Genomic DNA, 26,344 nt, shown 5'->3' on the forward strand with positions numbered 1-26,344 from the left:
TCAGTACGCCGAGGCCTGCTGCTCGCCGAACGGCAGGATCCGCGCGAAGGCCTCCCGCTCGCCGAGCGTCATCAGGACGTGCTCGTCGCGGGTCACCGGGTCGAATCGGCTCAGGGCGGATCCGGACGTCGCACCGTCGCAGCTGATCGCGTGCTCGATCACCAGCTCGTCGTCCTCGGCCCCGAGGAGCAGGACGTTGCCGGCGGCGTGGGGCACCTTGACCTTCCTCACCGACCCGTCCGCGAGCTGGCGGGCGAGGAAGACGTAGCCGCAGGGCCCGGACGCCTGGAGGTACAGCCCGCTGTCGACCCGGCGGGCGTCGAGGTCGCCGAGGTCGATGCTGTCCCGACCGTGCGGGTGCGTCAGCGGGGTCACCCCCCCGGTGGCCACGTCGACCAACGAGAGGGTGGGGCCGGTGCGGCGCCAGCACTGCACCAGGGCGGTCGTGGCGTCCCACCAGCGCACCGGGGTGCAGTGCCTGCTGGTGGAGATGCGCTGCTGCAGCCGACCGTCCCGGTCCAGGACACGGATGCCGGTGCCCGCCCAGTCCGCGCTGCCGGTGACCAGCCGGCTGTCGTCGGCCGACGGCAGGACCGGCCCGTCGACGCGCGCCCCGAACCGGGTGCGCTCGCCGGACGGCGAGATCCGCCACACCGGTGCTCCCCGGTGGTCGCCGTTCGAGTAGCCGGTGGCGAGCAGCCCGCCGGCGCTGTCGAGGAGGACCGTGGCCACCGACTCCCCCAGCGGCACGGCCGTGGTCGAGCCGGTGGGGACGTCCACGAGCAGCGCCTTCTGGTTCGCCATCCCCGCGTCCACGACCACCAGCGCGGTCAGCCCGTCGGCGGACCAGTCGACGAGCTGGAAGCTCCCGCGCCCGTGCCGGCCCAGGTCCTTGCCCCACACCCGGGTCCGCTCTCCCTCGGGGCTGACCAGGACCAGGCGCTGGCGCCGTGGCTCGATGCCGTAGTCGCCGCGTCGGCCGTGGTCGACGGTGGCGAGGTACCACCCGGGCCCGGCCTCGGTCGAGCCGACCGTCGCGGCCGTCGGCCCCGGACCGGCCGTGGCCGGGTCGGCGGCGACCTGGCCGGCGACCAGGCCGACGGTCGTCGCGGCGGTCATCGCGGCGGTGGCGAGCATCGTGCGCAGGAACATGGGTGCCTCCCGAGGAGTGGTGCTGTGACGACAGGGAGACGCGGGTTCGGCCGAGAAGGTTGCGTCCTGCCGATCCCGCGCGCGCGTCCTACCGGTCCAGCGCGGCACGCAGGCGGGCTGCGTACGCCGCCCGCTCGGCGTCGTCGGCATACGTGTGCCGGGGCCAGAAGAACCCGCGCAGGCCGTCGCCCTTGGTGCGGGGCACGACATGCAGGTGCAGGTGGGCCACGGACTGGCTGACGGTGTTGTTCATCGCGACGAACGACCCCTGGGCGCCCAGCCCCTCGACCATGGCGGTGGCGAGCCGCTGCCCGGCGGCCAGGAACGGGTCCCGCAGGGCTGCGGGGAGGTCGGGCAGCGTCACCACGTGCTCGCGCGGGACCAGCAGCACATGACCCTTGAAGACCGGGCGCCGGTCGAGGAAGGCCACGAGCTCCTCGGTATCCAGCACGCGGTCGGCCTCGACCTCACCAGCGGCGATCGCGCAGAACACGCAGCCCTCGGCGGCCATCAGGCGTGTCCCACCCGGGCCTCGAAGAGCCCCGGGACCGGGCCGGAGAGGAGGAGGGCGATCACTCGCACACGCCGTCGCAGCCCCGCGGCCGCGCCATGAACCGGCCGTTGCCCGCGGGAGCGTCGAAGTGCTGGGTGTCGCCGAGCCCGTAGGTCCAGCGCAGCCCGTGGGCGAGCATGATCCTCACGACCGCGTGCGAGCGGGACCGCCAGGCAACCCGGGGGTGGGAGTGAGACTGCCACCAGGAGTTCGGGACCAGGCCCCGCGCGGAGCGGTAGGGGTTCTCCCAGGTGTTGAGGTCCAGGGCCCGCCCCCACGAGTGCGGCGAGCGGACGCCCGGCCGGTTCACCACGTCGCGACAGTTGAACGCCGAGGAGTTGCCGGCCGCCATCGAGCGGAGGTCGTTGCCGCCCTTGACCCGCTTCGAGTAGCCGAAGCGGTCGACGAGGTACAGCGAGCGCAGCGGCAGCTCGGCGGCGTACATGTCGGCGAGCGCGGCCGCGATCCGGCCGGCGGCGTCCGCGTTGGCGACCAGCTCGCCGCGGCGGCGGTACCCCTGGTAGTCCCAGTAGTTGATCCGGACGTAGCGGAGCTGGGCACGACCGACGGGGCAGCCCGCTCGCCAGCTGATCCCGGTCATCCGGTCCCAGACCCGCTGCGGCACCCGGGTGATCGTGACGTTCGGGCCGGCACCGACCGCGTGGGGCTGGGCCGGGACCCGGACGCGGGGGCGCGGCGCCGCGGCGGGCAGCTTGACCGGGACCCCGGGCGGCAGGTTGTCGACCCGGTGCACGGGGCTGGTGTCCGCGCGGTACCAGTCGGACCTCTTCACCTCGGCGCGCCAGCGCGTGTCGGTGCGGGGCCTGCTGGAGAGCCGGGCGCGTCCGTCCTCGTCGGTGGTGAGGGTGCGGTCGAGCCGCCACGGGCCGTCACCGTTGCGGCGGAACACCCGCACCCGGCCCGACACCGGGGTGCCGTTGCCGGTGTCCCAGCGGACCTCCAGGCTGAGCCGCTTCTCGTCGACTACCCGGTCCGGCCCCACGATCCGCACCCGGCTGGCCCGGCGCACCAGGGCCACGGGCACCCGCCCGGTGGCGGAGGGGGCGTGCGCCGCGTCGCCGGGGTACGAAGCCCGGAACACGTTGTTCGAGGCGGTGCGGTTCAGGGTGGCGTCGACCTCGGCGTGACCGGCGTCGTCGGTGACGACCGTGGCCACCGGCGCCCAAGCGCCGTCGGTGCGCCGCTCCACCGTGACCGGTGCAGCGACCACCGGGGCGCCGTCGGCCTCCTGCACGAGGTCGACCTCCAGCGCGGTGGTCTGGTCGGCGTGCACCGGACGCGCGGTCATGGTCAGCGTCGTCGGCACCGGCTCCTGGGACTGCGCCGGAGCGCTGCCGAGACCGGTGATGACGAGGACGGCGAGACAGAGTGCGGCGATGCGGGGCCCGGGTCGCATGCGCGCATTCTGCCGCAGTCGCCGGGGTCCGCCCGGCGACACGTCGCGGCGCGGGTCAGGCGGATGCCTTCGACGCTGCCTCCCGCTCCTCCTTCTCCGCGGCCTTCATGTCCTCGGCGAGCTGGTCCGCCGCCATGTCGGTCGCCCGCGAGACCATCCGGTTGGCCGCCTTGATGTTGGCGGCGATCTGGTCGGCCAGGTTGGTCTCGTACACCACGATCAGGCCGGCCTGGCCGGCGTCCAGGGTCTCCCCGAGGTCCTTGAGGTCGCCGCGGGACATCCCGCCCGAGGCGTGCCCGGCCACCGCGCCGATCGCGGCTCCCCCGGCTCCGGCGCCGACGATCCCGATGGCGACCGGTGGGAACAGTGCTGCCGTGACGCCCACCGCGAGGCCCCAGCCCAGCCCCTTGGCGGCGCCGTGCCGCGTGGGCTGCTCGTGCTTCTTGACGATCTTGACCTTGCCGTTCTCGTCCTTGGCGATGACGGAAGCGTCGAAGTCGTGCGACGACTTCACCTCCCGGTAGAGGGCCTTGACCGCTTCGTAGTCCGCCACCGCTGCGTCGACGTCGTCGTACGCCGCGGCGATCACGTAGAGGGTGTCCTTCTCCTGCTTGGCCATCTGCCTGCCTCTCTGGGTGAACGGGTCGCGCCCATCGTCGACACGGGACCTCCCGTGGCGCATCGCCCGCCCCGGATGGGCTCGGCCCGGCTCATCCCCTGCGGGGGATCCGGCGACGGGCCCGGTTTCGTAGCCTGCGCAGTCATGGCCGCCCCCACGGAGGAGAGCACGGCTGCGGAGGAGGGGACCGCTGCGGGCATCTACGGGGTGATCGTGGGATCCGCGGTGATGGTCTCGGCGCACCCGGAGTCGGCGATCGCGCTCGACGTCGCCGTGCTCGTCACGCTCACCATCTACTGGGTGGCGGAGCGGTACTCGCGCCTGGTGGCCGAGCGGATCCACAGCGGTCACCGGCCGACCTGGGCCCACGTCCGGCAGGCGCTGACCACCGGCTGGGAGATGGTGACCGCGACCCTGCTGCCGCTCCTCACCCTCTCCTCGATGAGCCTGCTGGGCGCCGAGCTCGACACCGCCGTGCTGACCGCCCTCGGCTGCAGCACCCTCATCCTGTGCGTGGCCGGCTGGCGGATGGGCCAGGACGGCAAGCTCACCCTGCCCGAACGGCTGCTCTCGACCACGGTGGCCGGCGCCTTCGGCGTCGTCATGGTCGTGCTGAAGACCCTCCTGCACTGACGCGTCACCGTCCGGGGCCCTGGCTCAGGCCGTGGGCCGGGGACGCGTCGGGGCGTACAGTCGACGAGCGATGACTCTCAGCACAGAGTTCCCCCGTGAGGCCGAGGGTCGGGAGACGCTGCTGCTCGCTGCCCAGCTGGAGCTGCTCGCAGGTGTGGTCGCCGGCCACGACCTGCCGCGCGCCCTCGAGTCTCTGCTGCGCGTGGTCGAGCGCGTGTCCACGGGCCGGCTCTACGCCTCGATCCTGTTGCTCGACGAGTCCGGCAAGCACCTGCTGCACGGCGCGGCGCCGAGCCTGCCCGACTGGTACAACGAGGCGATCCACGGAGTCGAGATCGGCCCGTCGGTGGGCTCCTGCGGCACCGCGGCGTACCGCCGTCGCCAGGTCATCGTCGAGGACATCGAGACCGATCCCCTGTGGGACGACTACCGAGAGCTCGCGCTCCGGGCGGGGCTGCGGGCCTGCTGGTCGACGCCGATCGTGGGCGTCGGCGGACGAGTCCTCGGGACCTTCGCCATGTACTACCCGACCCCGGTGCGGCCGGGCGCCAGCGACCTCGCCCTGATCGACGTGCTGGTGCGCACGGTGGCCCGGGCGGTCGAGCGCAGCCGGCTCGACGAGCAGCTGGAGCGCGAGCTGGCCGAGGAGCGCGCGCTCGGCCTGGCCTTCCAGCGCAGCCTGCTGCCCGACATCCCGCTCCGGATCGGCGAGGTCGAGCTGGCCGCGCAGTACCGCACAGGCGACCCCGGCGTGCACGTCGGCGGCGACTGGTTCGACGCCATCACCGTGGACGGCGGGATGGTCCTGGTCGTCGGGGACGTCCAGGGACACGACGTCCAGGCCGCGGCGCTGATGGGCCAGCTGCGCACCGTGGTCCGGGCCGCGGCCACCGACGGCCATCCGCCGGCCGGTGTCCTGGCGCGAGCGGCGGACTACCTCGAGCGGCTGGGCAGCGACCTGCTGGCCACCGTCCTGGTCGTCCACCTCGACGTCCAGTCCCGGCTGGCGACCGCCGCGTGCGCCGGCCACCTCCCACCCGTGGTCATGGGCATGACCGAGGAGGGCATCGACCTGCACCAGATGGAGGTCGAGACCGGCCCGCCGCTGGGCATCGGCCAGCGCTGGGAGGAGCGCAGCACCCAGCTGCCCCCGGACGCGGTCCTGCTGCTCTACACCGACGGGCTGGTCGAGACCCGGACCTGGGACATCGAAGAGGGCATCCACCGCCTCGGGGTGCTGCTGGAGACCCTGCCCGCCGCCTCCGGGCCCTCGCGGGTCCTGGACACCGCCCTGGACCTGCTGCCCGCCGGCAACCGCGGCGACGACGTGGCCGTCCTGGCCGCCCGGGTCCCGCCGTCACCGGACGCCGAGACCGGGCGCGCCCAGCGCTCCCTGCCCGCGCAGCCCATGTCGGTGCCGCTGGCGCGCTCGTGGGCGTCGGGGTGGCTCGCCCGGCGGGTGCCCGAGGACGCCGCCGACCTGGTGCTGCTGGTGGTGTCCGAGCTCGTCACGAACGCCGTCCGGCAGGGCGACGGGCCGGTGGACGTCACGCTGGACACGACCGGCGACTCGGTGCTGGTCGAGGTGTTCGATCGCGGACACCGGCTGCCGACGATGACCGACTCCGCCCTCGACGCGACCGGCGGCCGGGGGCTGCACCTGATCGACGCCGTCTGCGAGGCGTGGGGCGTGCGCGAGGAGCTCGAGGGCAAGACCGTCTGGGCGCGCGTCCCCCTCTGAGCAGTCGCGCTCAGCCGACGCTCGGCGTGCGCAGCGAGACCGCTGCGAAGCGGCCGCCGTCGCACCGCACCCGGGCGATGACCTGACCGCCCTGCCACAGCGACGACTTCACGTCCCGGGGGCCGAGGGCCGGTTCGGTCGTGGAGTCGGCGTGCAGCGCCACCCGCGTGCCGACGTACTCCTGCGGGCCCTCGGTGACGTGCACCTCGAGGCGGTACGGCGGGCGGACGTCCCCGTCGAAGCGCGTCTTCCTCGGCCCCGTGACGCCGAGCCAGTCCGCGGTGAGGTCGAACTCCCCGGAGGTCGTGCAGCGGGGCGGACGGAACCACGCGCCCGCCGCGGCCGGGAGGCTCGCGCCCCTGCGGACGTAGACGCTGTTCCCGAGCAGCAGCGCGGTGTCCGTCGGCACGCCGACGAGCTCGGCCGCCTCGACCGGCTCGTCCTGCCCCGGGTCCACCTGGCCCCCGGAGTCGTCGCAGGCGGGGAGCACGGCGTCGACGACCCGGCCGGTGGTCGGCGGGTCGCGCCGCAGGTCGCCCCGTCCCCAGTACCTGTGCCCGTCGTGCACCAGCACCGCGGCACACGAGCCCCCGCTGCCGGTCACCTCGCCCGACGAGCAGGCCGTCAGCGCCGCCCCCGCCAGGGACGCCACCAGCAAGGCGATCACCTGTGTCCGTCGCGGTGTCATGCCGGTACGACGTCGACGAGACCGGATCGGTTCCCGCTCCTTCGAAGCCGGGTCACAGCTCCTTGCGGAAGTGCACGTCGGCGGCGTCCGGGGTGGGCACGCCCTCCCACCGGAAGATCTCGCGGTACCCGTGCCGCTCGTAGAAGCCCGGCGCCTGGAACGTGAAGGACGTGACGAAGACGTGGGTGCAGCCGCGGGCCCGTGCCTCGGCCTCGAACTCCTCCAGCAGCCGGGCGCCGAGGCCGTCCCCGCGCGCATCCTCGCGCACCCAGGTCATCGCGATGCCGGCAGCCACGCCCCAGGTCCAGCCGCTCATCCCCGCGGCGAGCTCCCCGGCTGCGTCGAGGACCTGCACGGTCAGCTCGCGAGCGGTCGGCACACCGCGGGTCGCGGCGGCGTTCACGCGGTCCAGCTCGTCGGACAGCCGCTGGTCGAGCTCGGGGAGCGCCTCCCCGACCACGGACCGGTACGACGGCTGCGCGTGGGTCCGCCCGGCGGCGGTGGGTGCGTCGGTCACGGGCACGGATCGTGCCACGGGCACCGTGGGTCGGCCCAACCACTGCTCCCGCGGTCGTCAGTCTGCCCGCACCAGCTCGAGGTCGAGCCAGCGCGCGAGGTCTGCGACCTCCCGGTCCACCGCGTCCGTCATGGCTGCGGTGAACGGCACGTCGCGGTGCACCGCGTCGACCCGGAGCTCACCCTCCTTGCGGTCCGCCGTGGCGTCCAGCTTCCCCACCAGCCGGTCGTCGTACAGGATCGGCAGCGCGTAGTAGCCGCACATCCGCGCGCCGGCGGGCTTGTACATCTCGAGGATGTAGTCGAACTCGAAGAGCTCGCCCATCCGCTTGCGGTCGGCGAGGAGCCGGTCGAACGGCGACAGCAGCGCGGCGCGGCCGGTGAACGGCTGGCCGAGCTGAGCGGGGTCGATCCGCCACTGCCCGCGGACCCCCTCGACCACCGCAGGTTCCCCGACCTCACCGACGTCGACCGGCTCGAGCGGCAGCTTGGTGGTCCGGGCCCGGGCGATGCCGAGGGCGCCGAGGCGCCTCTCGGCGAGCAGCCGTCGAGCCTCCTCCACCGGGGGCACCGGGTCGTCGGGGTAGACCCGAGAGGCGAGGTCCCAGAGCCGGTCGCGACCGGTCCCGCCGGCCGCGGCGACCTCGCCGCGCTCGACGAGCCGGGCCAGCATCATCCGCAGGTTGCGGCCGTCGTTCCACCCGCTCGAGCGCCACGGCACGACACAGGTGTCGGGCAGCTCGCCCGCAGGCAGCGGTCCGTCCGCGCGGAGCCGCTCGAGGATCTCGCGCCGGCAGTCGTCGTTGGCCTGCACCCAGTCACGCACCTCGACCTGCCACGGCCGCAGGCTCCCCGATCCCGGCCACTCGGCCATCTCGGCGCGGAACAGCGCGATGTCCTCGGGCGCCCGCACCGTCTGGTGCAGCTCGATGAGTCGCTGCTCGTCGACCGCGTCACGCAGCTGCTGCGGGTCGAACTCCGAGCCCAGGCGGCTCCACAGCACCAGCTCGGCGCTCGGGGCGACCGCGCTGGTGGGCTCGACCTGGAGCAGGGAGAGCCGACGGACCGTCTCGACCAGGTCGGTCGGGCGTGGTTCCGTCAGCAGCTGCGCCCGCACCGCGATGCGCCGCGCGTCCGCCCGGGTGAGCTCGTGGACTGCTGCCATGCCGGGGAGCGTAGACCGCGCCGTACCACGGACGTCATGCGAATTGAGGGCATGGACCCTCATTTCGCATGACCTCCCGTGGGGCTCGGCTAGCGTGCCCGGTGGGGGTCACCGAAGGAGGGCGCCACTGTGCTGTCGGACATCGAGATCGCCAACGCCGCCACACTGCGCCCGATCAAGGACGTGGCCGCCGAGACCCTCGGGATCGAGGAGCGGCACCTGGTGCCGTACGGCCACCACAAGGCCAAGGTCGACCTCACCCACCTGGCCTCGCTGGCCGACCGGCCGCTGGGCCGGCTGGTGCTGGTGACTGCGCTGTCCCCCACCCCGCCGGGCGAGGGCAAGACCACGACCACCGTCGGCCTCACCGACGCCCTGCACGGCCTGGGTCACCGGACGGTCGCCTGTCTCCGCGAGCCGTCGATGGGGCCCGTGTTCGGCATGAAGGGCGGCGCGGCCGGCGGCGGCTACAGCCAGGTGGTGCCGATGAGCGACATCAACCTGCACTTCACCGGCGACTTCGCCGCCATCGCCGCCGCGAACAACCTGCTGGCGGCTCTGATCGACAACCACGTGCACCACGGCAACGAGCTCGACATCGACGTCCGCAGCGTCACCTGGAAGCGCGTGCTCGACGTGAACGACCGGGCGCTCCGCGAGGTCGTCGTCGGGCTGGGCGGGCACGTGAACGGCTTCCCCCGTGAGGACGGGTTCGACATCGTGGTCGCCTCGGAGCTGATGGCGATCTTCTGCCTCACCGAGTCGTGGTCGGACCTGAAGCGGCGCATCGGCGACATCGTCATCGGCTACACCCGGGCGACCCAGCCGGTCACCGCCCGCGACCTCGGCGCCGACGGCGCGATGGCCGCGCTGCTCAGGGACGCGCTCGCGCCCAACCTGGTGCAGACCCTCGAGGGCGCTCCGGCGTTCGTGCACGGCGGTCCGTTCGCCAACATCGCGCACGGCTGCAGCTCGGTGACGGCCACCCGTGCCGGGCTCCGGCTCGCCGACCTGGTGGTCACCGAGGCGGGCTTCGGGGCGGACCTCGGCGCGGAGAAGTTCGTCGACATCAAGTGCCGCAAGTCCGGCCTGCGTCCCGACCTCGCGGTGGTGGTGGCCACGGTGCGGGCCCTGAAGTACCACGGCGGCGTGGCCCTGGCCGACCTCGGCCGCGAGGACCTCTCGGCCCTCGAGGCCGGGATGGTCAACCTGCGTCGCCACCTCGACAACGTCCGTGACGTCTACGGCATCCCCTGCGTGGTCGCGGTCAACCGCTTCCCCAGCGACACCGACCTCGAGATCGCCACGGTCGTCGAGCTGGTCGCGGCCGAGGGCGTCCGGGCGTTCCCGGCGACGCACTTCGCCGACGGCGGTGTCGGCGCGCAGGACCTCGCGAAGGGCGTGCTGGAGGCGCTCGACGAGCCGTCGGCGTACTCCTTCTCGTTCACCTACGAGGACGACCTGCCGCTCGCCGCGAAGGTCGAGGCGATCGCGACCCGGTTGTACGGCGCGTCCCTGGTGACGTGGGACGCCCGGGCCCGTCGGCGCCTGCAGCGGATCGAGCGCGACGGGTACGGCACGCTGCCGGTCTGCGTCGCCAAGACGCAGTACTCCTTCTCCACCGACCCGACCCTGATCGGCGCCCCCAACGGCCACGAGCTGCACGTGCGGGAGGTCCGGCTGTCCGCGGGCGCCGGGTTCGTCGTCGTGGTGTGCGGCGACATGATGACGATGCCGGGACTGCCCCGCGATCCGTCCGCCTCGCGCATCGATCTCGCCGACGACGGGACGATCCTCGGTCTCTCCTGAGCGGTCCCTGGCTCAGACGTCGACGGTCAGGCGCACCGTCACGGAGTCGCCGACCTCGACGCTCTCGGCGGTGCGGACCTTGTCCTTGAGCGGCACGACGTACCCGCCGTCCTTGGGGAACAGCGACGTCGTCCACGACGTCGACCCGATCCGGGCTGCGACCGGGATCATGCCCCAGCCGTAGGTCACCATCGCCGCGGTCTCCCGGAGCTCCGCGCTCTCGTCCTCGGGCACGCTGACGAAGTGGTACGGCGAGGGCCCTCGCCAGAACCACACCTGACCACTGAACTCCAGGTCCACGGGCACAGCATGCCAAGCCGTTGCCTGCGTCACATCTGGCCCTCAGAGGTTTGGGGCCTCCTGAGCAGGGCATCAACACTCCGCGCGGGGCCTGACAAGGAAGCGTATTTCATGATCCACATGGGCACTTGCATCTCCTGCAAGCCCGGGCCGACGCCCTTCGGGGCGACACGGCCGACATCTCAGAGCCGAGCCCGAGCCGGTGCACCGCCTTCGCGGGGACCGCAGGGCGAGGCGAGCGCCGCAGGCTCACCGGTGCCGTGCACCCGCACCGGTCGCGCACCGACCCGGTAGCCAGCCCGGGAAGACGTCCGGCGACGTGATCACCGGCCGGGACCGCCATCTCCCGATGAGCTGACCGGCCGGCGATGCTCCGCCGCGCCCACACGATGAGCACGGGGGCTCATCCCGACCGACCTGGGCGTCGACCACCCGGCCGACGCGCCACGACCAACGACGAACGACAGCGACCGGCGATCCCGGTCGACCTGCCCCCAACCCGGAGAGAAACACACCTGTGATGAAGCTCCCCCTCATCCGCCGATCCCTCGCACTCGCAGCCGTCGCCGGCATCGGCCTCGGCGTCCCCACCGTCACCGGCACCGCCCACGCCGCCCAGCCCGACAGCAGCCGGCATGCGGCGACGTCGAGCGAGGCCCAGAAGCCGGCCCATGCCCGCAAGACCAGGTTCGGCGCCAACTACACCACCGCCGCCCAGGTCCACGAGAACGTCTACGGCGGTCGCGCCAAGGCCGCCCGGGTCTTCTTCCAGCAGCTCGACCACGCCTCGTTCCGCGACAACCGGGCGGTCAAGGAGGCGCGGGCCGACGGCGTGAAGACGTTCGTTATCTCCTGGAAGGAGACCGACCGGCACGCCATCAAGAAGTTCCTCAAGGGCATCCCCGACAAGCTGAGGGTCTACACCTCGTTCAACCACGAGCCCGAGGACGACCACGGTCGGCCGGGCTCCGCGGCGTACAAGGCCTGGTCGCGCGAGTACAAGCACCAGTGGGAGCGACAGGCGCCCCTGATGCGCAAGCAGGGCTTCATCCCGACCAACATCCTGATGGCCTGGACCCTCAGCCCGAAGTCCGGCCGGAAGGTCGCTTCGTGGACGCCGCCGAAGGGCACCGTGGACGTGTTCGCGTTCGACGCCTACTACGGCAAGGGCAAGTCCCCGCGGTCCCTCGTCGACAGCATGGTCGCCGCGACCCGCAAGGCCGGGGTCTCCCGCAGCGGCGTCGCCGAGACCGGCGCCCCGACGAGCGACCCCGACCGGGTCCGGAACACGCGTCGGATGAAGGCCGCCATGATCGACGCCGGCATCTTCGACTTCGGCCTGTACTGGAACAGCGCCGAGAGCAGCGGCTACGACTCCCGCATGGACAAGAGGACAGCCGACGCCTGGTTCGAGTGATCGCGCTCGGCTGACGGTCTCGGCAGGTCCGAGCCCACACGATGAGCACGGGGGCTCATCCCGACCCGCACGGGCGTCGACCACCCGGCCGACGTGCCACATCCACCACCAACACCCGACAGCGTCCGACCATCCCGGTCGACCTGCCCGCAACCCGGAGAGAACCCCTGTGATGAAGCTCCCCCTCACACACCGCACCCTCGCCCTCGTGGCCGCCGCCAGCGTCGGGCTCGGCGTTCCCGCCGTCACCGGCGCCGCCCACGCCGCCCAGCCCGACAGCGTGCAGCTCCTGGCGAGCCGGTCCACCACCCCCGCCCCGTCGAACCTGCGCGCCGTCGACGCGACCTCGACCACCATCACGGTCGCGTGGGACCAGGTCAGCGGCGCGACCCGTTACCGGCTCGACGTCGCCGACAACCCGCAGATGACCGACGCCAAGCGGAAGTGGACCAGCAAGCACCAGCTGACTCTGTCCGACCTGCCGGCGGGTTCGAGCCGGTACGTCCGGGTGCGGGTCGTCGAGGTGAATGGCGTGCGTGAGGTCGGCCCGGTCTCCGACACCGTCGAGGTCGCCACCTCGGGCGGCACCAGCGACTCCACCGGTGGCACGACCGGCGGCACCACGGGTGGGACCACCGGTGGCACCACGGGCGGGACGCAGACTCCGGCCCCGAGCGGCAGCACCAAGTTCGGTGCGAACTACACCACCGCGTCGCAGGTGGACGAGAGCATCTACGCCGGGCGCGCCAAGGCGGCCCGCGTCTTCTTCCAGCAGCTCGACGGTGCCTCGTTCAGCAACAACGGCGCCGTCAAGCAGGCGCTCGCCGACGGCGTGAAGACCTTCGTGATCTCCTGGAAGGAGACCGACCAGACCGCCATCAAGAAGTTCCTCGCGGGCATCCCCGACGGCCTGACGGTCTACACCTCGTTCAACCACGAGCCCGAGGACGACAACGGCAACCCGGGCTCCGCGACGTACAAGGCCTGGTCGGACGAGTACAAGCGGCAGTGGTCCCTGCAGGCGCCGCTGATGCGCGCCGAGGGCTTCATCCCGACCAACATCCTGATGGCCTGGACCCTGAACCCGAAGTCCGGCCGCAACGTCGCGGACTGGACTCCCCCGAAGGGCACCGTGGACGTGTTCGCGTTCGACGCCTACTACGGCAAGGGCAAGGACCCGCAGGCCCTGGTCGACCGCATGGTCGCCGCGGCCAAGACCGCCGGCGTCTCGCGGAGCGGTGTCGCCGAGACCGGCGCCCCGACCAGCGACCCGAACCGGGTGGAGAACACCCGCGCGATGAAGGCCGCCATGGTCGACGCCGGCATCTTCGACTTCGGCCTGTACTGGAACAGCGCCGAGGGCAGCGGCTACGACTCCCGCATGGACAAGGCGACCGCCGACGCGTGGTTCGACTGACCACCGTCCCGACGGCCGAGTGACCACTGTCGCGACGGCCTGAGCCACCCGGGCGGTGGCGCCCCCTCCCCCGCAGCCGCCCGGCCTTCCCCGGACCCCTCGAGGTCCGGGTGCACGACGACGCGGTGGGTCCGGCGTACCTGGTACGTCGGACCCACCGCGTCGTTCGCACGTGCCGGCCCGTGGACGGGACCGGCGTGCCTCACGCGGCGTCGAGCAGCGGCTCGTCCTCCACCGCGGCCGTGACCGGGGCCTCCATCTCGTCCCGACGGATCAGGGTCAGGGCCGCCAGCAGTCCGGCTGCGGCGACGATCGCACCGACCACGAAGGCGGCCGAGAAGCCGTCGACGAGGGCCTGCGGCGGGATGGCACCCGAGGCGAGCGAGTCCTCGGTGCGCGAGGTCGCGATGGTCGAGAGCAGGGCGATCCCCAGCGCGCCGCCGACCTGCTGCGAGGTGTTGATCAACCCGGACGCGAGCCCGGCCTCTGCCGGACGGACGCCGGCCAGTGCCGCGATCGAGATCGGCACGAAGGAGAACCCGATCCCGACGCCGAGGACCAGGAACCCCGGCAGCAGGTCACGCACGTACGTGCCGTCGACCGGCACCTGGGTGAAGAACAGCAGCCCGGCGGTGAGCATGGCCATCCCGACCACCAGCACCGGCTTGACGCCCACGCGGGTGACCAGCTGGCCGGCGACGGCCGACCACAGGATCGCCGTACCGGCGACCGCGAGGTAGGCGACGCCGGTCTTCATCGCGGAGAAGCCCAGGACCTGCTGCATGTAGAGGGTCAGCATCAGGAACATCGAGAACAACGCCGTCCCCAGGATGAAGCCGGCCACGTTGGCGCCGCTCACCGTGCGGGTGCGCAGGATCCCGAAGCGCATGAGCGGCTCGGGGTGGCGCAGCTCCCAGGCGACGAAGCCGATCAGCAGCAGGGCCGAGGTCGCGAACACCGCGATGGCCTGCGCCGAGAGCCACCCGTGGCGGCTGGCCTCGGTGATGGCCAGGACCAGGCCGGAGAGCCCGCCGGTCACCAGCACCGCACCCGGAGCGTCGAACCGCTGGACGCGGGCGTCGCGGCTCTCGTGCAGCAGCACCGGCGCGAGGATGAAGCCGAGCACGCCGACCGGGACGTTGACGAAGAAGATCCACTCCCAGCTGAGGGCGTCGGTGAGGACTCCTCCGAGGAGGACCCCCGCGACCGCGCCGAAGCCGCCGACGGCACCCCACGCGCCCAGGGCGATGTTGCGCTCGCGGCCCTCGACGAACGTGGTCGAGAGGATCGACAGGGCGGCCGGCGTGATGATCGCCGCGCCGAGGCCCTGGAAGGCACGCGCGGCGATGAGCGAGGGCTCGGACCAGGCCAGGCCCGCGAGCAGCGACGCCGAGGTGAACACCACGGTGCCGACGAGGAAGATCCGGCGCCGCCCCAGCATGTCGGCGGCGCGGCCACCGAGCAGGAGGAAGCCGCCGAACACGAGGGCGTAGGCACTGATGACCCACTGGAGGTCACCCTGGGAGAAGCCGAGGTCGATCTTGATGGAGGGCAGGGCCACGTTCACGATCGCGATGTCGAGGACGACCATGAACTGGACCACGCACAGGAGCGCGAGGGCCAGCCACTTGCGCCGGTCGGTGTGCACCATCGTCGTTCCTTTCAAATTCGTAGTAGGTGCAACGACCGTAGGCTCGCTCACTTCACTTTTGCAAGCGATCCATTGCAAATAGTCATCGGGTGGTACTCTTTTGGTATGGCGAAGCGCTATGACCAGTACTGCCCGATCGCACACGCGCTGGACCTGGTCGGGGACCGTTGGGCGCTCCTGGTGGTGCGCGAGCTGATGCACGGCCCCAAGCGCTACACCGACCTGGTCGAAGGACTGCCGGGCATCGGGACGAACATCCTGGCCGCGCGGCTGCGCGACCTCGAGCAGGCGGACGTCGTCACCCGGCGCACGCTCCCGCCACCGGCCGCCTCGAAGGTCTACGAGCTCACCGAGTACGGCCGCGAGCTGCGGCCGGCCGTGCGCGAGCTGGCCCTCTGGGGCGCCCGTTCGCTCGGCCCACCGACGCCCGAGTCCGGGTTGTTCCCCGGCTGGATGGCCAACGCGATGGACATCGTCCTCGCCCACCGGGCGCCGACCGGGCGCTTCGAGTTCCGCGTCGACGGCGAGGTGACCTCGCTGGTCGACGGGGAGGTACGCCGCGGACCGGTCGAGGACCCGGACGTGGTGGTTGAGGCGGATCCGTCGTCGATCTACGACATGTTCGTCAACCGACGGCTCGACCAGGTGTCGGTCACCGGCGACCGGGCCCTGCTCGAGCGGCTGGTCGCGGTCGCTCCCCCGCGGCTGGACGAGACCGCGACCGTGTAGTCGACGACGGGGTCGTCCGCCAGGACCAGCCCGGGGACCGGGCCGACGCCACCGCGGTTGATCCGATTCACCAGGTGCATCGGATCAACCGCGGTGCGGGCACGGAGCCGGAGGCGTGGGGGTCGGATTCTGGCTGGGGCTGCTGCGCGGCTCGTGGCTCGCCGTTGCTGCGTGGGTCCCCGCTGGTTCACGGCTCGCCGCTGCTCGGCGATCGCCGAGTCGGCGCTTCCTCGCCTCCTCCGCTTCGCTCCCCCGACGAGGAACCGCCGACTCGGCTCGGTACACGCACGCGAACGGCCCGGATCCCAGCGCTGCGCGCTGGGATCCGGGCCGTCTCGTCGTGCGTGGAGCTGGCGGGAATCGAACCCGCGTCCTCGAGCGTCGAACCAGGTCTTCTCCGGGTGCAGTCCGTGATGTCGCTTTTCTCGGCCCCGGGGCTCGCACGAACACGTCCCCGACAGGCTCAGTCAGGAAAAAGTCCCGCTCAACCCTCCTGACAGGAGTTGAGCAGCAAGTCTCCTAGATGACGCCAGGGTCCGGGACGGAGACGGATGCCCGGTCTGACGCTTCGATCACCGCTCAGGCGGCGAGAGCGAAGGAACTGCGCTTAGCGTTGGCAGTTATTGGTTTCCAGCGATCGTTTACGAGATGACGCTGGCTTCTCGACCCGCTTCCCCTGGAACTAACGTCCCAAGTCGAAACCGATCAGCCCCTCTTGAGTTGTGACCTGCATGCACAGGCTATCCGACTCAACCAGCGGACTGCATCAGGCATTCCCCGCGGACGGTCCCGCGTAGCGGATCCGCACCACGACCTGCCCCGGCGGCAGCGACAGGTGCGGCCAGCGGCGGTGGTAGGTGGAGCGCGCCACCGCGTAGCCGGGGTCCCCCGGGTGCAGCAGGTCCGCCGCGCCGGGCACCCAGTCCCCGCCCCACAGCACCTCGACCGGGGTGCCGGGCTCGCGCAGGTTGCGCCACCAGGTCTTCTGCTCGGCGTGACCCGGCACCAGGACCAGGCCCCCGCTGTCGACGGCGTACTGCGCAGGGAAGCGGTAGCTGCGTCCCGTGCGCCGGCCACGGACGCCGAGGCCCACCAGCCGGCGGTCGAGCCGGCCCCGCCACGGGGTGCCGAGCAGCCCCAGGACCAGCCGGTTGTGGGGGGCCGCGCCGTTCAGCGAAGCCAGGTGCCAGCCTGTGACCAGTCCGAGCGCCGCACCGGCGAGCGCACCGGTCACGGCTGCGAGCAGCAGCAGCCTGGCCACCGGCCAGTCCTCACCGGGCACCGAGGCACCCAGGAAGATCAGGCACATGGCCGGTGGCCAGGCGACCGCGTTGGCGCCGATCCAGCGCCACGGGTGGGAGGTCGCGCCGCGTAGGGCGACCGCCTGTGCGGACCCCAGCAGGGGGCCCATCACCAGTCCCAGACCCGCGGCGCCGACAAGCACCAGCGGAAGCGGCGGGGCTGCCCCGCCGCCATCCCCCGTGAGAACGGCAGGCGCCGAGGCACCCGCCCACCCCAGGCCGGCGACGACCACGGTCATCAGCACGTAGCGTCCCCTCTGCAGCGAGGACAGCCAGCCGCCGAGCGACCAGGCCTGCGCCGAACCCAGCGCAATCCCTTCGACCAGGCCACCGGCGACGATGATCGCCAGGGCCAGGCCTGCACCTCCCCAGGGACCCGGTCGGTCGGCGACGACCTGACCGGCCCGCGACGCCCCCGCGGCCGCAGTCATCCCCAGAGCCTCGGCGACGGCACACAGCGCCGTCCAGCGCAGGACCGAGGGCGCCTGCTCCGTGGCCTCCGTCGGCGTGGCCACGGCACGGATGGTCGACAGGGTCACCTGGATCCGACCACCTGCAGCGTCTGCACGCACGCGTCAACGGGGGAAGTGGTGTGCATGCGCACAGTTCACCCGTCGGAGAATCGGCTCCACAGGGCCTAAGGTCCCGAGCGGATCGGGGCCACGAGGGGAAAGCCGGAGGGATTCAGCCGAAGATGCGGATGCCGTTCTCCCAGCACACGGCGCGCAGCCAGCCATCCCCCAGGCCGAGCCGCTCGAGCCCCTCGAGCTGGTGGGCGTAGGGGTACGGGATGGTCGGGAAGTCGCTCCCGAGCAGGACCTTGTCCTGCAGGTCGGCGAGCCTGCCCACCAGGTCGCGAGGGAACGGCGCCTCGGCGTCGAAGAAGTCGGTGAACACCATGGTGGTGTCCAGGCAGGTGCGCTCGTAGGTCTCGGCGAGGGCCACGAACTCGGCGTACTCCGGAGCGCCCAGGTGCGCGATCACGACCGCGAGACGCGGGAATCGCTGCAGCACCCTGCGCAGCGGGTCGGGCCCGGTGAAGGCGTTGCCGACCGGACCGGACCCCGCGTGCACGACGATCGGGGTGCCGGCGTCCTCGAGCGTGCCCCAGACCTGGTCGAGCTGCGGGTCGTCGAGGTGGAACTCGCCCACCTGCACGTGCACCTTGAACACCTCGACGCCGTCCGCGACCAGCTTCTCGACGTACGCCGGGGCGTCCGGCTCGGGGTAGAAGGTGGCCGACCACAGGCTCTCGGGCACGCGCTCGGCGAACGAGCGCGCCCAGTCGTTGAGGTACGTCGCGATGCCGGGCCGGTGTGCGTACGGCAACGTCGAGAAGCGGCGTACGCCGAGGGCGCGCAGGTGCTCGACCCGCTCCTCGTGGCTGCCGCGGTAGCGGATCGGCCACGGGCGCCCGATCTTCGGCCCGGCGTCGTCGAACTGCGCGTAGACCTTGCGCTGGACGTTCTCGGGCAGGAAGTGGACGTGGACGTCGAAGAGCCCGGGCAGCCCGAGCGCCGCCCACCAGGCCGGGACGTCCTCGTCGATCAATCCATACCTTTCAGGCGCCGGCCCAGGGCCTGCTCCTTTTCCCGGTTGGCGGTGCGCTCGGCGATGGTCTGCCGCTTGTCCCACGACTTCTTGCCCTTGGCGAGCGCGATCTCGACCTTGGCCCGACCGTCGAGGAAGTACAGCGACAGCGGGACGATCGTGAGGCCCTTCTCGTTGACCCGACGCTCGATCTTGTCGATCTCCACCCGGTTGAGCAGCAGCTTGCGCTTGCGCCGGGCGGCGTGGTTGGTCCACGTGCCCTGGGAGTACTCCGGGATGTGCACGCCGTGCAGCCAGGCCTCGTGGTCGTCGATGTCGACGAACCCGTCGACCAGGGACGCCCGGCCCATGCGCAACGACTTCACCTCGGTCCCCACGAGCACCAGGCCGGCCTCGAAGGTGTCCTCGATGTGGTAGTCGTGCCGCGCCTTCTTGTTCTGCGCGATGAGCTTGCGCCCCTGTTCCTTCGGCATCCCGCCATTCTCTCAGGAGCCGGCAACCAGGTTCCGCTGCGGTGCCCCTCATGATCCGCACGCGACAGGAGCCGAGTCGGCGTTGCTTGACCGGAGGAGCGCAGCGGAGGAGGTCAAGCAACGCCGACTCGGCGAGGTGTCCACGGCCCGCAAGCCGTCAGGCAGCCTGTGGTCGAGCGGGTTTGCCTGAAACCTGGTCAGAACCAGTTCATCGGGTTCACGGCGGTGCCGTTCACCATGACCGTGAAGTGCAGGTGGCAGGCGGTGGACCAGCCGGTGGTGCCGGCGTACCCGACGATCTCGCCCCGGGAGACGTGAGAGCCGCCGCCGACCCGGTAGCGGGACAGGTGGTTGTAGATCACGGTGACGTTCTTGCCGTTGACCGTGCCGAGGTTCAGGTAGAGGCGGTTGCCCCAGACCGACGAGTAGTACTCCGACATCACGGTGCCCGAGCCGGCGGCCCGCAGTGGGGTGCCGCAGGGGGCGTGGAAGTCGTCGCCGTCGTGCAGGCCCCAGTAGTGGTAGATCGGGTGCTCGCGGTAGCCGAACGGCGAGGTGACGTAGCTGTTGGCGACCGGCCGCTCGAGGAAGCCGCCGGTGCTCCCGCGGTAGCCACCGTGCGCGTGCCGAGCCTGCGCGAGGATCTGCTGCCTGATGCGCTGCTCCTGCTTGCGCAGCCGGGCCAGCGCCGCCCGGTCGTGGGCGTGGGCGCGGCTCGCCGCCTGCCGGGCGCTCCTGCGGGAGTCGACCAGCTCGTGCACCTTCTCGCTGGCCGCGCGGGTCTCGTCGACCAGCTGGCGCATCGTGACCAGGTGCTCGGCGGCCGCCCGGCGCTGCACCTCCACCTCGTCGGTGGCCTTCTGCACCTCGTCCTTGCGGACGCCCAGCAGCACCTCGGCGGCGTGCAGGTCGTCGTAGGCGCGCGTCTCCCGGCCGACGATGACGTTGCGCGCCTCCATCCGGCGGGTCAGGTCGGCCGGGCTCTGGGCGTCGAGCAGCGAGGAGAAGGCGATCAGCTCGGGGTCGCCCTCCTCGTAGATCGAGGTGATGGTGTCGGTGACCTGTGCGTGCTGGTCGTCGAGCGCCTGCTGGCCGGTGGCCAGGTCGGCCTGCGCGTTCGCGAGCCGATCCTCGGCCTCGGCGAGCCGCTTCTTCATCTCCTCGTCGCGCAGCTTCGCGGCGTCGCGCTTGTGCCGCGCGGCGTGCAGCTCGTCCCGGGCGTCGGCGAGCGCGGACCGGGCCCGGTCGAGGGCCACCGTGGCCCGACGCAGCCGCTTGCTGGACTCACCGAGGTCGTGGGTGGCCGAGTGGATCTGGCCCTGGACGTGCTTCTGCTTGTCCTTGAGGTCGTCGGCATTCGCCTGGGGAGCGGCCAGCGCGCCTGCCGCCACCGCGCAGGCCAGGGAGGCTGCAGCGAGACGACGGCGTGCGGTACGGGGGAAGGAGCGCACCGTTCTGCCTTCGTTGTCCGGGGAAGTGAACGGCTCGACCGTAACCCGCGCGACTCAGACTTTGAGGTATTTGCGGGTCAGCACGAGTGTCGGGAGCAGCGTCAGGATCGGACCGAGCACCGCGATCGCGATCAGGGCGGTGGTGTACTCGTTGATCCCGATCCACGGCATGAACTTCAGACCGGTCGCCGCACGCTGGTCGATGCCGAAGTACATGAACGCCGCGAGCGCCCCGCCGGCGAGGGCGACACCGATCAGCGCGGTGACCAGTGCCTCGAGGAGGAACGGCAGCGCGATGTAGAGCGTCGAGGCGCCGACCAGCCGCATGATGCCGATCTCCTTGCGCCGGGCGAACGCCGCGAGCCGGATGGTGTTGCCGACCAGCAGCAGCGCCGCGAGCACGAGGAACGCCGCGGTGCCGAGGGCGCCCCACTGCAGGGCGTTGATCGAGCCGTAGATCGGCTTGAGCACGTTGCGCATGTCGCGGATGCCCGAGACGCCGTCGAGGCCGACGACGGCGCTGGTGATGCCCTTGTACTGCTCGGGGTCCTTCAGCGTGATCCACACCGACTCGGGCATGTCCGCGGCCGTGGCGGCCGGGTTGGGGCCCTCGAACTTGTCCGCGCCGAGGAGCTCCTTGACCTTGTCGAAGGCCTCCTCCTTGGACTCGAAGTGGTAGTCCGAGACCTCGGGGTTCTCGTCCACGACCTTCTCGATCGCCGACTTCTGGGCGTCGGTCACCTCACCGGTGCAGGCCGGGTTGTCGTCCTTCTCCTTGCACAGCCAGACCGTGATCTGGAGCTGGTTGCCCCAGTGCTCGGCCGCCTTGTCGGCCTGCTGGTTCAACAGGACGCCGAGGCCGACGAGGGTGAGGGAGACGAACAGGGTGAGGACGACCGCGATGTGCATCGACAGGTTGCGGCGCAGACCCTGGCCGAGCTCGGAGAAGACGTAACGCAGCTGCATGAAGGTCTCTGGCTCTCTTCAGTGCTCTGGGGAGGTGGACTGGGAGTCGGTCGATCAGTGCTGGAAGCCGTAGACGCCCTGCGCCTGGTCGCGGATGACGCGGCCGTCGTCGAGCTCGATGACGCGCTTGCGCATCTGGTCGACGATCCCGGCGTCGTGGGTCGCCATCAGCACAGTGGTGCCGGTGCGGTTGATCCGGTCGAGGAGCTTCATGATGCCCACCGACGTCGTAGGGTCCAGGTTTCCGGTGGGCTCGTCGCAGATGAGGATCTGCGGGCGGTTGACGAAGGCCCGCGCGATCGCGACCCGCTGCTGCTCGCCGCCCGAGAGCTCGTCGGGCATCCGGTCACCCTTGCCCTCGAGCCCGACCAGCTCGAGCGTCTCGGGGACCAGGTCCGCGATCTCGGACTTCGTCCGGCCGATGACCTGCAGCGCGAACGCGACGTTCTCGCTCACGGTCTTGTTGGGCAGCAGCCGGAAGTCCTGGAAGACGGTGCCGATCGAGCGGCGCAGGCGCGGCACCTTCCACGCGGCGAGCCGGTTGATCTCCTTGCCGGCGACGTACACGCGACCCGAGGTGGGGCGGTACTCGCGGAGGATCAGGCGCAGGAACGTGGACTTGCCGGACCCCGAGGCCCCGACGAGGAAGACGAACTCGCCCTTCTCCACGTCGACCGTCACCTGGTCGAGGGCAGGGCTTCCCATGCCGGGATAGGTCTTGGTGACCTTCTCGAAACGAATCACGTGGATCGAGGGTAGTCGAGATTCCTGAGAGTGCAGGGATGCCCGCGGGCAGGCGTGGCCGGGGTCACGTCCCGGTCACGACGGGCTGTCGACGACCCACCATGCGGCGTACGGCGGCAGCCACACCACGCCGTCGGCCCCGGCCGTCACCGCGTGGGCGCCGAGGGCGTCGTACGGGCGGGTGAGGCCGGCCTGCTCCAGCCGGTGCATCGGGAACGGCCGCGGCGTGGCCGTCACGTTGTAGAGGCCGACCATCGGTCCGCTCGGGTGGTGGCGGACGACCGCCAGGATGCCGTCGTCGGTGTCGGTGAGCACCTGCAGCGGGGCGGAGGCGTGCAGCTGCGGCAGCGACGCCCGCACCCGCGCGAGGTGGGCCACACCGCCGAAGACCCGGCCGGGCACGCTGCGCAGGTCGTGGCGCCGCTCGGCGCGCTCCCAGTCGAGGCGGGGCCGGTGGGCCCACCGGTTGTCGTCCTCGTGGCCGGGCTCGTCGGCCCAGTGGGGATCGTTGGGCTGGCCGAGCTCGTCGCCGCTCCAGATCACCGGGACCCCGCCCCAGCCGGCCACGACCGCGTGGGCGAGGAAGATCCGGGCCAGCCCCGCGGTCGGGTCGGCGCCCAGCCCGACCAGGGAGGCGGCGGTGCCGCTGATCCGCTTGTCCCCCGTCTCCGGGTTGTGCTGGAAGACCAGCCCGTCGGCCCAGGAGCCCGGGAACTCGCCGGAGTACCAGTCCGCGAGGAACCGCCGGTGGCCGCCGCCGCTCAGCCCCACCCCGGCGGCGTCGCCGTCGTCGATCGCCCAGCCGATGTCGTCGTGGCAGCGGACGTAGGTGATCCAGGTCCCGGTCGCGGGGGTGGGCGGCAGCGCGGCCAGGGCGTGCCGGGCGAGCACGGTCTCGCCCGTCGCCAGCATCGACCACACCTGCACCATCAGGCTGTTGTGGTACGCGAGGTCGCTGGTGCGCCCGGCGTGCCGACCGAGGCCGAGGTACTGCACGAGGTCGCGGGGGCCGACGATCGCCTCGGCCTTGAAGGCCAGCGCCGGGGCCGCGATCCGCGCCACGGTGCGCAGCGCCTGCACGACCGCGTGCACCTCGGGCTGGTTCTGGCAGCTGGTGCCGAGCCGCTTCCAGACGAAGGCCACGGCGTCCAGGCGCAGCACCTCCACCCCGAGGTTGGCGAGGAACAGGATGATGTCGGCGAACTCCACCATCACCTCGGGGTTGCCCCAGTCGAGGTCCCACTGCCACTCGTTGAACGTGGTCCAGACCCAGCCCTGGACCTCGTCGTCCCAGGTGAAGCTGCCGGGCGCGAAGTCGGGGAAGACCTCCGGCAGGGTCGCCTCGTAGGCGTCGGGGAGGGTGCGGTCGGGGTGGATGTGGAAGTAGTCCCGGTAGGCCGGCTCCCCCGCCCGCGCCTTCGCGGCCCACTCGTGCTCCCGGGCGACGTGGTTGAGCACCAGGTCCACGACCAGGCTGATGCCGCGCTCGCGCACCGTGCCGGCGAGCGTGCGGAGGTCCTCGGTGGTGCCGAGGTCGGGCCGGACGGTGCGGTAGTCGGCCACGGCGTAGCCACCGTCGTTGTCGCCCTCGCGCGGCTGCAGCAGCGGCATCAGGTGGAGGTAGGTCACCCCGAGGTCGGAGAGGTAGTCGAGCCGCTCCCCGATGCCGGCGAGGTCGCCCGCGAACCGCTCGGCGTAGCAGGCGTAGCCGAACATCCCGGGCTGCTGGAGCCAGTCGGGGCGCAGCAGCCGGCGCTGGTCGAGGCGGTGCAGCTCGGCCGGGCGGGCGGCGTACCCGCGGGCCGCGATCCCGACCAGGCGGGCCGCGACCGCCTCCGGCTCGGGATAGACCTCGGCGAGCGCGTCGACGAGGTCGTCGGCCCAGCGGTCCACCCGGAGGGCGAACTCGTCGCGGCGCTCCGCACCCAGGCCGGTGAGGCCGGGCGTCGCAGCCGCGAGGAGGTCGTCGCGCAGGGTCATCGGATGCATTCAAGCGCACCCGACGCCGTATGTTGAGGCCCATGTCCACGCCCGCGTCCGACGTACGCCGTCTCGTGCCCGCCGCGCTGGTCGCCGTGCTCGCCCTGGTCGCCCTCACCTCCTGCTCGGGGGACGACGAGCCGAAGCCCTCGGGGACGCCCTCGCCGACCGCGACACCGCTCAGCGCCATCGACACCACGGCCCTTGTCGTACGCCGCGAGGAGATCTGCCCGAAGCTGGGCACCGACGCGGTCGAGGCCGCACTGGGCAGCTCCGACTACAGCAACACGTCCTACGAGAACGGCGACACCGCCCAGCTGACCCCGGACGTCAAGGACGTAGCCCACGAGTACGGCTGCACCTGGGAGAGCGCCGACGGCCGGGTGGCCCGGGCCTGGGTCTTCGCTCCCCCGACCACCCGCCAGCAGGCGCGCCAGCTGCGGCGGGACGCACTGCGGCCCGGCTGCGCCGCCGCCCGGCGCGTGGAGTTCGGGTCCCTCTCGGTCACCACCAGGTGCGGGACGAGGAAGAGCGTCGAGGAGGGCTACTACGGGCTCTTCGGCGACGCGTGGCTCAGCTGCACGCTGGCCGACCCGAAGCCCGAGTCGGAGGACCTCACCGAGCGCGCCGACGACTGGTGCGGCGCGGTGGCGCTCGCGGCGGCCTCCTGACCCCTACCGTCGTCGCACCAGGGAGAGGGGACCCGATGCACCAGACGATGGCGACGGCACTGGCGGTCGTGACGATCTCGACGGCGCTCCTGGTGCCCGGCCCGGCGGCGCACGCCGGGACCGCGGTCACCTGCGGGGGCCTCACGGCGACCATCGTGCGCGGTGACGGCGACGACGTCGTGCACGGCACCGCCGGCGACGACGTCGTCGCCCTCGGCGGCGGCCGTGACTACTACGACGACCCCGGCGGCGACGACGTCGTGTGCGGGGGTGGCGGCTCCGACGACATCCGGCCGGGCAGCGGCACCGACCTCGTGCTCGGCGGACCGGGGGACGACGACGTGACCGACGGGCCGGGCACCGACACCTTCCGCGGCGGGGCCGGCTTCGACGGCCTCTCCTTCGACGGCGAGGGGCTGCGGCTCGACATCGGCTCGGGCCACGAGCGCGGCAGCGGCCGCGACGCCTTCGCCGACGTCGAGGCGTTCTACGGAACACCCGGGGCCGACCAGGTCGTCGGCACGAGCGGACCCGACGCGTTCGGCGGCAACGGCGGCGACGACGACGTGGCACTCGGCGGCGGCGCCGACCAGGCCCAGGTGATGGCCGGCTCCCGCGTCGACGGTGGCGCGGGCCGCGACCACCTGGTCGTGCAGGAGCGCAGCGTGGCCGTGGGTGGCGCGGGGCAGGACTTCCTCGAGTCGGTCCTCGGCTCGCCCCGGCTGCTGGGCGGCCGGGGCGCCGACGTGCTGCAGGCGAACCTGTCGACGCCCTCGGTGCGCGGCGGCACCGGGCGGGACACCTTCGGCGGTTGGTTCGGAACCGAGGGGATGACCGTGGACCTCGCTGCCGGGACGGCGGGGAGCCCGGTGGCCGGCACGTTCGCGGTGATCGAGGTCGAGGACGTCACCGGCACGGCGTACGACGACGAGCTGCGCGGCGACGACAACCCCAACCGGCTGCTCGGGGGTGGCGGCGCGGACCGGCTCGGGGGTCGGCGCGGGCCGGACGTGCTCGACGGCGGCGACGGCACGGACCGGGTGAACGGCGGTCCGGGGCGCGATGCCTGCACCGCCGAGGTCGTCGTGGGCTGCTAGCGGCGACCCGGGCCACGCCGACCGCGACTCGCTCATTTGTCAACTAAGTCAGTAGGATTACGACTGACAGTAGAGACAAGGAGCGCTCATGCACCTCTCCCCCAGGTTCCGCGCCCAGCGCCGGTCCGAGCCCGGCCAGCTCCCGACGACGGTGCTCGAGGACGCCGACCGCGACGAGCAGCTCGAGGACGACAGCCCGGACCGGGACGCCGCCGACTACGCAGGCGTCGAGGCCACTGCCTGCCCGGCGGTCTTCCTGGGCTGACCTGACGCCCGGCGCCGGCTGGACGGCTGAGCCGAGCT

The 26,344-nt window shown here is 72.1% G+C and carries 25 protein-coding genes and 1 other RNA gene; 9 read left to right on the forward strand and 17 right to left on the reverse strand.

What is annotated here, in order from left to right; all coding sequences use genetic code 11:
- From ACZ43H_RS13230 to ACZ43H_RS13245, 4 genes are all read right to left on the reverse strand, one after another.
- Entirely contained in the window at positions 1 to 1,152 is a 1,152-nt protein-coding gene (locus tag ACZ43H_RS13230; protein ID WP_464583446.1) for a hypothetical protein, read from the reverse strand.
- Between the two features lie 88 nt (positions 1,153 to 1,240).
- Entirely contained in the window at positions 1,241 to 1,663 is a 423-nt protein-coding gene (locus ACZ43H_RS13235) for an HIT family protein (RefSeq protein WP_464583448.1), read from the reverse strand.
- A gap of 61 nt (positions 1,664 to 1,724) precedes the next feature.
- Positions 1,725 to 3,122 carry a M15 family metallopeptidase gene (locus ACZ43H_RS13240; protein ID WP_464583449.1) on the reverse strand — a complete coding sequence of 466 codons (1,398 nt, stop codon included), beginning with the start codon at positions 3,120 to 3,122 and terminating at the stop codon, positions 1,725 to 1,727.
- A gap of 55 nt (positions 3,123 to 3,177) precedes the next feature.
- Positions 3,178 to 3,741 carry a DUF1269 domain-containing protein gene (locus ACZ43H_RS13245; RefSeq protein ID WP_464583451.1) on the reverse strand — a complete coding sequence of 188 codons (564 nt, stop codon included), beginning with the start codon at positions 3,739 to 3,741 and terminating at the stop codon, positions 3,178 to 3,180.
- Positions 3,742 to 3,885: 144 nt separating this feature from the next.
- On the opposite strand from ACZ43H_RS13245, the gene ACZ43H_RS13250 reads away from it, so the two are divergent.
- Both ACZ43H_RS13250 and ACZ43H_RS13255 read left to right on the forward strand, forming a co-directional pair.
- Positions 3,886 to 4,374 (forward strand): hypothetical protein, encoded by a 489-nt coding sequence (locus ACZ43H_RS13250; protein WP_464583453.1) that lies wholly within the window; start codon positions 3,886 to 3,888, stop codon positions 4,372 to 4,374.
- A gap of 70 nt (positions 4,375 to 4,444) precedes the next feature.
- On the forward strand, positions 4,445 to 6,115 hold the full coding sequence (locus ACZ43H_RS13255; RefSeq protein ID WP_464583455.1) for an ATP-binding SpoIIE family protein phosphatase: 1,671 nt from the start codon (positions 4,445 to 4,447) through the stop codon (positions 6,113 to 6,115).
- A 10-nt stretch (positions 6,116 to 6,125) separates the two neighbouring features.
- On the opposite strand, the gene ACZ43H_RS13260 is transcribed toward ACZ43H_RS13255, so the two are convergent.
- The 3 genes from ACZ43H_RS13260 to ACZ43H_RS13270 form a co-directional block, all read right to left on the reverse strand.
- Positions 6,126 to 6,782, reverse strand: a complete 657-nt coding sequence (locus ACZ43H_RS13260; protein ID WP_464583457.1) for a hypothetical protein — start codon at positions 6,780 to 6,782, stop codon at positions 6,126 to 6,128.
- 73 nt (positions 6,783 to 6,855) lie between these two features.
- On the reverse strand, positions 6,856 to 7,320 hold the full coding sequence (locus ACZ43H_RS13265) for a GNAT family N-acetyltransferase (protein ID WP_464583459.1): 465 nt from the start codon (positions 7,318 to 7,320) through the stop codon (positions 6,856 to 6,858).
- A 57-nt stretch (positions 7,321 to 7,377) separates the two neighbouring features.
- Positions 7,378 to 8,484 (reverse strand): DNA glycosylase AlkZ-like family protein, encoded by a 1,107-nt coding sequence (locus ACZ43H_RS13270; RefSeq protein ID WP_464583461.1) that lies wholly within the window; start codon positions 8,482 to 8,484, stop codon positions 7,378 to 7,380.
- A 129-nt stretch (positions 8,485 to 8,613) separates the two neighbouring features.
- Here ACZ43H_RS13270 and ACZ43H_RS13275 point away from each other — a divergent pair, with 129 nt between their 5' ends.
- Positions 8,614 to 10,293 carry a formate--tetrahydrofolate ligase gene (locus ACZ43H_RS13275; protein ID WP_464583463.1) on the forward strand — a complete coding sequence of 560 codons (1,680 nt, stop codon included), beginning with the start codon at positions 8,614 to 8,616 and terminating at the stop codon, positions 10,291 to 10,293.
- Between the two features lie 12 nt (positions 10,294 to 10,305).
- On the opposite strand, the gene ACZ43H_RS13280 is transcribed toward ACZ43H_RS13275, so the two are convergent.
- On the reverse strand, positions 10,306 to 10,593 hold the full coding sequence (locus ACZ43H_RS13280) for a DUF1905 domain-containing protein (RefSeq protein ID WP_464583465.1): 288 nt from the start codon (positions 10,591 to 10,593) through the stop codon (positions 10,306 to 10,308).
- 520 nt (positions 10,594 to 11,113) lie between these two features.
- Here ACZ43H_RS13280 and ACZ43H_RS13285 point away from each other — a divergent pair.
- Together ACZ43H_RS13285 and ACZ43H_RS13290 are read left to right on the forward strand one after the other, a co-directional pair.
- Complete coding sequence (locus tag ACZ43H_RS13285) at positions 11,114 to 12,010, forward strand: hypothetical protein (protein WP_464583467.1); 897 nt, start codon at positions 11,114 to 11,116, stop codon at positions 12,008 to 12,010.
- Positions 12,011 to 12,182: 172 nt separating this feature from the next.
- A complete protein-coding gene (locus tag ACZ43H_RS13290; protein WP_464583469.1) occupies positions 12,183 to 13,427 on the forward strand; it encodes a fibronectin type III domain-containing protein in 1,245 nt (414 codons plus the stop codon).
- 202 nt (positions 13,428 to 13,629) lie between these two features.
- Here the strand turns inward: ACZ43H_RS13290 and ACZ43H_RS13295 are convergent, their stop codons facing one another.
- On the reverse strand, positions 13,630 to 15,078 hold the full coding sequence (locus ACZ43H_RS13295; protein ID WP_464583471.1) for a DHA2 family efflux MFS transporter permease subunit: 1,449 nt from the start codon (positions 15,076 to 15,078) through the stop codon (positions 13,630 to 13,632).
- A gap of 105 nt (positions 15,079 to 15,183) precedes the next feature.
- On the opposite strand from ACZ43H_RS13295, the gene ACZ43H_RS13300 reads away from it, so the two are divergent.
- Positions 15,184 to 15,807 carry a winged helix-turn-helix transcriptional regulator gene (locus tag ACZ43H_RS13300; RefSeq protein WP_464583473.1) on the forward strand — a complete coding sequence of 208 codons (624 nt, stop codon included), beginning with the start codon at positions 15,184 to 15,186 and terminating at the stop codon, positions 15,805 to 15,807.
- Positions 15,808 to 16,149: 342 nt separating this feature from the next.
- Here ACZ43H_RS13300 and ssrA read toward each other — a convergent pair.
- From ssrA to ACZ43H_RS13340, 8 genes are all read right to left on the reverse strand, one after another.
- Positions 16,150 to 16,520, reverse strand: a transfer-messenger RNA (tmRNA) gene (gene ssrA / locus ACZ43H_RS13305).
- 53 nt (positions 16,521 to 16,573) lie between these two features.
- Positions 16,574 to 17,623 carry a PNPOx family protein gene (locus ACZ43H_RS13310; RefSeq protein ID WP_464583475.1) on the reverse strand — a complete coding sequence of 350 codons (1,050 nt, stop codon included), beginning with the start codon at positions 17,621 to 17,623 and terminating at the stop codon, positions 16,574 to 16,576.
- A gap of 169 nt (positions 17,624 to 17,792) precedes the next feature.
- On the reverse strand, positions 17,793 to 18,659 hold the full coding sequence (locus ACZ43H_RS13315) for an amidohydrolase family protein (RefSeq protein ID WP_464583477.1): 867 nt from the start codon (positions 18,657 to 18,659) through the stop codon (positions 17,793 to 17,795).
- Entirely contained in the window at positions 18,656 to 19,132 is a 477-nt protein-coding gene (gene smpB / locus ACZ43H_RS13320; protein WP_464583479.1) for an SsrA-binding protein SmpB, read from the reverse strand. Before smpB ends, ACZ43H_RS13315 begins: the two co-directional genes overlap by 4 nt.
- Positions 19,133 to 19,329: 197 nt before the next feature.
- Entirely contained in the window at positions 19,330 to 20,583 is a 1,254-nt protein-coding gene (locus ACZ43H_RS13325; protein ID WP_464583481.1) for a M23 family metallopeptidase, read from the reverse strand.
- A gap of 54 nt (positions 20,584 to 20,637) precedes the next feature.
- Positions 20,638 to 21,549 carry a permease-like cell division protein FtsX gene (gene ftsX / locus ACZ43H_RS13330; protein WP_464583483.1) on the reverse strand — a complete coding sequence of 304 codons (912 nt, stop codon included), beginning with the start codon at positions 21,547 to 21,549 and terminating at the stop codon, positions 20,638 to 20,640.
- A gap of 54 nt (positions 21,550 to 21,603) precedes the next feature.
- A complete protein-coding gene (gene ftsE / locus ACZ43H_RS13335) occupies positions 21,604 to 22,293 on the reverse strand; it encodes a cell division ATP-binding protein FtsE (RefSeq protein ID WP_379181350.1) in 690 nt (229 codons plus the stop codon).
- Between the two features lie 75 nt (positions 22,294 to 22,368).
- The gene (locus tag ACZ43H_RS13340; protein WP_464583485.1) at positions 22,369 to 24,273 is read right to left on the reverse strand and encodes an alpha-amylase family protein; all 1,905 of its coding nucleotides are present in this window, start codon (positions 24,271 to 24,273) and stop codon (positions 22,369 to 22,371) included.
- Positions 24,274 to 24,314: 41 nt separating this feature from the next.
- Between ACZ43H_RS13340 and ACZ43H_RS13345 the strand changes: the two genes are divergently transcribed.
- From ACZ43H_RS13345 to ACZ43H_RS13355, 3 genes are all read left to right on the forward strand, one after another.
- Positions 24,315 to 24,944 carry a hypothetical protein gene (locus ACZ43H_RS13345; RefSeq protein WP_464583487.1) on the forward strand — a complete coding sequence of 210 codons (630 nt, stop codon included), beginning with the start codon at positions 24,315 to 24,317 and terminating at the stop codon, positions 24,942 to 24,944.
- A gap of 35 nt (positions 24,945 to 24,979) precedes the next feature.
- The gene (locus tag ACZ43H_RS13350; RefSeq protein ID WP_464583489.1) at positions 24,980 to 26,041 is read left to right on the forward strand and encodes a calcium-binding protein; all 1,062 of its coding nucleotides are present in this window, start codon (positions 24,980 to 24,982) and stop codon (positions 26,039 to 26,041) included.
- 88 nt (positions 26,042 to 26,129) lie between these two features.
- Positions 26,130 to 26,306 (forward strand): hypothetical protein, encoded by a 177-nt coding sequence (locus ACZ43H_RS13355; RefSeq protein ID WP_464583491.1) that lies wholly within the window; start codon positions 26,130 to 26,132, stop codon positions 26,304 to 26,306.
- The last annotated feature ends 38 nt before the right edge of the window (positions 26,307 to 26,344 follow it).

The organism is Nocardioides sp. DN36, from assembly GCF_055380375.1.